We start from the raw sequence: 4,921 nt of genomic DNA on the forward strand, positions 1-4,921 counted from the left end.
GCCTGCGCGGACTCCCGCGCCTCGCGCATCGGTGCGGGCGTCGCTGGCTTCACGTTGGTCACCGCCGGCGGCGGCGGCACGTTGAGGTGCGCCTTCGTCAGCGCGTGCACCGGCAGCTTGCGCGGCGTGCCGCGCTGGTAGCTCGGCTTGCTCGACTCCTCGCCCAACTCGTTCTCGCGAATCCGGCTGACTTCGAAGTGCGGCGTTTCGAGCTGGTCGTCGGCGACGATCAGGATCGGCGCTTCGTGGCGCGCTTCGATCTCCGCCAGCGCCCTGCGCTTCTCGTTGAGCAGGTAGTTCGCGATCTCGACCGGCGCCTGCACGAGCACCTGTCCGGTGTTGTCCTTCATCGCATGCTCTTCGGCCAGGCGCAGCACCGACAGCGACAGCGATTCGACGCTGCGCATGCGGCCATGGCCTTCGCAGCGCGGGCAGACGATCTGGCTCGATTCGCCCAGCGACGGGCGTAGGCGCTGGCGGCTCAGTTCCAACAGGCCGAAGCGCGAAATGCGCCCGATCTGCACGCGCGCGCGGTCGTGGCGCAACGCATTCGACAGCCGGTTCTCGACGTCGCGCTGGTGCTTCGACGATGACATGTCGATGAAGTCGATCACCACGAGGCCGCCGAGATCGCGCAGTCGCATCTGGCGCGCGACTTCGTCGGCCGCTTCCAGGTTCGTGTTGAACGCCGTTTCCTCGATGTCGCCGCCCTTGGTGGCGCGCGCCGAGTTGACGTCGACCGCGGTCAGCGCCTCGGTCTGGTCGATGACCAGCGCGCCGCCGGACGGCAGCTTGATCGTGCGCTCGTAGGCGTTCTCGATCTGCGACTCGATCTGGTAGCGGTTGAAGAGCGGCACGTCATCCGTGTAGTGCTTCAACTTGCGCGCGTTGTGCGGCATCACCTGCTGCACGAAGTCGAGCGCCTCGGCATACATTTCCGGCGTGTCGACGAGAATCTCGCCGATGTCCGCGCGCATGTAGTCCCGCAGCGCGCGGATGATCAGGCGCGATTCCTGGTAGATCAGGAACGGTGCGGGCTTGGACAGCGCAGCCTCGCAGACGGCGCGCCAGATCTGCAGCAGATAGTCGAGGTCCCACTGCAGTTCCTCGGCATCGCGCCCGACGCCGGCGGTGCGGATGATCACCCCCATGTCGTCCGGGATGTTCAGCGAGTCCATCGCCTTCTTCAGTTCCGCGCGGTCATCGCCTTCGATGCGACGCGACACGCCACCCGCCGTCGGCGAGTTCGGCATCAGCACCATGTAGCGGCCGGCGAGCGAAATGAACGTCGTAAGCGCCGCGCCCTTGTTGCCGCGTTCTTCCTTGTCGACCTGGACGACGACTTCCTGGCCTTCCTTCAGCAGGTCCTTGAGGCCGGCCTTGTTCGGGTCGACGCCTGCCTGGAAGTAGTCGCGCGAGATTTCCTTGAGCGGCAGGAAACCATGGCGTTCGCCGCCGTACTCCACGAAGGCCGCCTCGAGCGACGGCTCCAGCCGCGTGATGCGGCCCTTGTAGATGTTCGACTTCTTCTGTTCCTTGGCGGGCTGTTCGATGTCGATGTCATAGAGATTCTGACCATCGACGATCGCGACGCGCAGTTCTTCCGCCTGCGTCGCGTTGATGAGCATTCGCTTCATTTGTCTGGCGTCCTCGCGCAAATCGCGCGACGGCGCCGTGGCGTCCGCTTCTGGGCACGGGCCCCGTCGCGCGATGCGCGGGTGGGACCCCACTTCCAGCGCTGCACACCACGGCGGGCCGCGGGAGCGCTTGTTCGTAAAACCGGTTGTGAGCTACGGGCCGGCGGCCGCATCGGGCATATGCCTTCCGCGTCGCACGGGTGGTGGTAAATGTCGTCGCGGGACGGCGTCACCCGTCCGGCGAGGGCCGGCCTTGCCTGCGCGCGCTGCTAACATGGCCGACCCCGTGGGTCGTGGTCACGCGCGCGCAGAATCGCGGAAGTGGGCTTTCGGCCCCTGCCGCACCCGCCATCCAGGCGGGGGTATGCGGCACAACTCCAGCGAAATCAAAACCTTATCTCGCGACGCGAGTTTAACAGATAACCACACGATGACCCAGCCGGCCGCTTCCGCTGCACGGACCGTTCGCGTCCCCGATGATCGGGATGGCCAGCGGCTCGACAACTTCCTCCTGGGGCTGCTGAAAGGCGCGCCGCGGTCCTTGGTCTACAAGCTCGTGCGGTCCGGGCAGGTCCGGGTGAACGGCGGTCGCGCGAAGGCCGAGCGCAAGCTCGACGCCGGCGACGAGGTTCGAATTCCGCCGGTACGCCTTCCGGAGGAGGGCGAACGCGCGCCGCCCGCGAAAGGCCTTCTGGCCGCGCTGGAGGCCGCGATCGTGTTCGAGGACACGCGCCTGCTCGCGCTCAACAAGCCGTCCGGCGTGGCCAGCCACGGTGGCAGCGGCATCAGCTACGGCGCGATCGAGGCGATGCGCGCGCTGCGGCCGGGGCAGGGGCTCGAGCTCGTCCACCGGCTCGATCGCGACACCTCCGGGCTGCTGGTGATCGCCAAGAAGCGCTCCGCGCTGGTGGAGTTGCAGGCCCTGATGCGCGAGGACGGGGGCATCGCAAAGCGCTACATGGCCCTGCTGGTCGGCCGGATGCCGGACGGCACGATGTCGGTCGACGCGCCGCTGCATGTCGGGTTGCGCCAGGGCGGCGAACGCCACGTGCAGGTGAATGCGGCGGGCAAGGCGTCACTCAGCCATTTCCGGGTGTTGGAGCGGCGGGGCGGCCATTCCTACTGCGAAGTGCGCATCGCGACGGGCCGCACCCACCAGATCCGCGTGCACTCGGCGCACATCGGGCACCCGGTCGCCGGGGATGAAAAATACGGCGAGGCCGAGGTCAACCGCCGCCTGCGCGAGCAGCTGGGGCTCAAGCGCATGTTCCTGCACGCATCGACGCTGGAGTTCGCCCTGGATGCCGGCCGTGCCCCGTACATGCTGAATGCGTCGCTGGCGCCCGAACTCGTGGATGTGCTCGATCGGCTGAAGTGATCCATGCTCGCGCGTTGGACGCCGCGCGCACCTGCGTCGCCTCACCCGGACCCGGTTCCGCGGTGCTGGCGCCGCGCGAATAGCCACGTCGAGCGACCACTGAACCGGCGATCGGCCACGGGTGGCGCGCTTCGCTCGGTGGAAACGGGGCTGGCTTGCTCCGCGGGATGCCGGCTCGCGCGCGAAAGCTCTGTCCGGTGCGCGAGCGATGGCTGCGGCGGGGCTGCTGAGAGCCCGATCCCGCCTAACTCAAGCGCGCCGGGCTTCGATTCCCGCGGTCGCGCCCCACCGCGTTTACGACCGATCTCAATATCCGACGCGCGGCCCTCACTATTTTGCCTTCAACGCGCCCTGCGCCTGCTCGTCGAGCACGAAGCAATGCTCCGGACGGGGCTGCGGTACATGGAAGGTCATCGGCACTGCGATCCATTTGGCGACTGCATGACCGGCCTGCATTTCCGGGCGGAACGTCCATTTGAGGACGGCCTGCTGCGCCGCCGTATCGAGTTCGGCATTGCCGCTGCTCTGTTGTACCTCGGACTGCCGGATATGCCCGTCGGTCTCGATATGCACCCGCAGCTGCACGGTCCCGCCGACGCCGTTGCAGGCAAGCCGCTCCGGGTACGCAGGCGGCGGCGTGTCCACTGCGGTGACCGGGCTGGACACGCCCAGAGGCGCGACGGGTGCGCCGGAATCGCATCCGACCAGCAACACGAAGAGCGCGGCGACCGGCAAGAGGCGCATGGCGTCAGACCAGCAGTGCGTCGGCTTTCGCCGCGCAGATGAAATCGTTCTCCGAAAGCCCGCCGACGTCGTGCGTCGAGTAGCGGACGACGCACCGGTCGTAATGTACGGAGAGGTCGGGGTGGTGGTCCTGCTGATGCGAGACATAGGCGAGGGCGTTCACGAAGGCCATCGTGCGGTAATAGTCGGCGAACCGGAATGTACGCGTGATGGCCGCGCCGTCTTCCACGACCGACCATTCCGGAGCGTCCTTCATCAGTTCGGCGACGCGCGCAGCGGCCAGTCGGTGTTCCGCGCCACGTTTGGGCGTGCAGTGTTGGTGGGCGAGATGCGGGGGCATGACGGGTCCTGTTGCGAGGCGCGGATCTCGGAGGCGACTGAATCGGGCCCCTCCGCCCGCGCACGTCGCGTGAAGGCGGCGCGGGAAGCAGCAGGGCGCGTGGATAGAATAGCGGGATGATCGATATTTCCGAATCCGCGCAGACCCACTTCCGCCGCCTCGTCGAGCGCGAGGCCATTCCCGGGCTCGGCGTTCGTCTGTCCGCGATGAACCCGGGCACGCCGCGCGCGGACGTGCGCCTCGAATTCGCCGAGCCTGCCGACCTTTCCGGCGACGAGTGGGCGATCGACTGCGATGGCTTCACGCTGTGGCTCGACGCCGCGAGCGTGACATTCCTAGAAGGCGCACATATCGACTACGAGACCAAGGGCACGTCGGGCCAGCTGCAGATCCGCGCGCCGCGGATCAAGGGCGAGGTGCCGACGGAGTCGACCGGTCTCGTGGATCGCGTGCGTTACCTGATCGACAACGAAATCAATCCCCAGCTCGCCTCGCATCGCGGCCACGTGTCGCTGGAGGAAGTGTCCGCCGACGGCGTCGTCTACCTGCGCTTCGGCGGCGGCTGCCACGGCTGCGGCATGGCGGACGTCACGCTCAAGCAGGGCATCGAGCGCACGCTGATGGACAAGGTGCCCGGCGTCACCGCGGTACGCGATGCCACCGATCACGCGACTGGTGAGGCCCCGTACATGCCGCGCGACACAGCCGCCTGAGACTCGGGTCGGCCGTGCACACCGCCGCCGCCATCATCGACGCGCTGAACGCACGGGCCACGCCTTCGGGCGGCCTGCGCGCCGCCGCCCGCGAGAGCTGGACGCAATG

The 4,921-nt window shown here is 67.7% G+C and carries 5 protein-coding genes; 2 read left to right on the plus strand and 3 right to left on the minus strand.

The window, feature by feature from the left end; translation table 11 throughout:
• The coding region (locus tag FW784_RS12645) for an Rne/Rng family ribonuclease (protein WP_149353693.1) at positions 1 to 1,637 on the minus strand (1,637 nt) is incomplete at its 3' end.
• A 430-nt stretch (positions 1,638 to 2,067) separates the two neighbouring features.
• Between FW784_RS12645 and FW784_RS12650 the strand changes: the two genes are divergently transcribed.
• Positions 2,068 to 3,015 carry an RluA family pseudouridine synthase gene (locus tag FW784_RS12650; protein WP_149353694.1) on the plus strand — a complete coding sequence of 316 codons (948 nt, stop codon included), beginning with the start codon at positions 2,068 to 2,070 and terminating at the stop codon, positions 3,013 to 3,015.
• A gap of 330 nt (positions 3,016 to 3,345) precedes the next feature.
• Here FW784_RS12650 and FW784_RS12655 read toward each other — a convergent pair whose 3' ends face one another.
• A complete protein-coding gene (locus FW784_RS12655; RefSeq protein WP_149353695.1) occupies positions 3,346 to 3,759 on the minus strand; it encodes an energy transducer TonB in 414 nt (137 codons plus the stop codon).
• Between the two features lie 4 nt (positions 3,760 to 3,763).
• Positions 3,764 to 4,099, minus strand: coding sequence for a 4a-hydroxytetrahydrobiopterin dehydratase (locus FW784_RS12660; RefSeq protein WP_149353696.1), 336 nt, complete (start codon positions 4,097 to 4,099; stop codon positions 3,764 to 3,766).
• Positions 4,100 to 4,215: 116 nt separating this feature from the next.
• On the opposite strand from FW784_RS12660, the gene FW784_RS12665 reads away from it, so the two are divergent.
• A complete protein-coding gene (locus tag FW784_RS12665) occupies positions 4,216 to 4,812 on the plus strand; it encodes an NfuA family Fe-S biogenesis protein (protein WP_149353697.1) in 597 nt (198 codons plus the stop codon).
• Positions 4,813 to 4,921 lie beyond the last annotated feature (109 nt).

The organism is Cognatilysobacter lacus (assembly GCF_008274655.1).
Lineage (GTDB): Bacteria > Pseudomonadota > Gammaproteobacteria > Xanthomonadales > Xanthomonadaceae > Cognatilysobacter > Cognatilysobacter lacus.

Bases quoted from the DNA above. Each gene is read 5' to 3' on its own strand.
- FW784_RS12650 (WP_149353694.1), top strand. From the start codon at position 2,068: ATGACCCAGCCGGCCGCTTCCGCTGCACGGACCGTTCGCGTCCCCGAT.
- FW784_RS12655 (WP_149353695.1), bottom strand. From the start codon at position 3,759: ATGCGCCTCTTGCCGGTCGCCGCGCTCTTCGTGTTGCTGGTCGGATGC.
- FW784_RS12660 (WP_149353696.1), bottom strand. From the start codon at position 4,099: ATGCCCCCGCATCTCGCCCACCAACACTGCACGCCCAAACGTGGCGCG.
- FW784_RS12665 (WP_149353697.1), top strand. From the start codon at position 4,216: ATGATCGATATTTCCGAATCCGCGCAGACCCACTTCCGCCGCCTCGTC.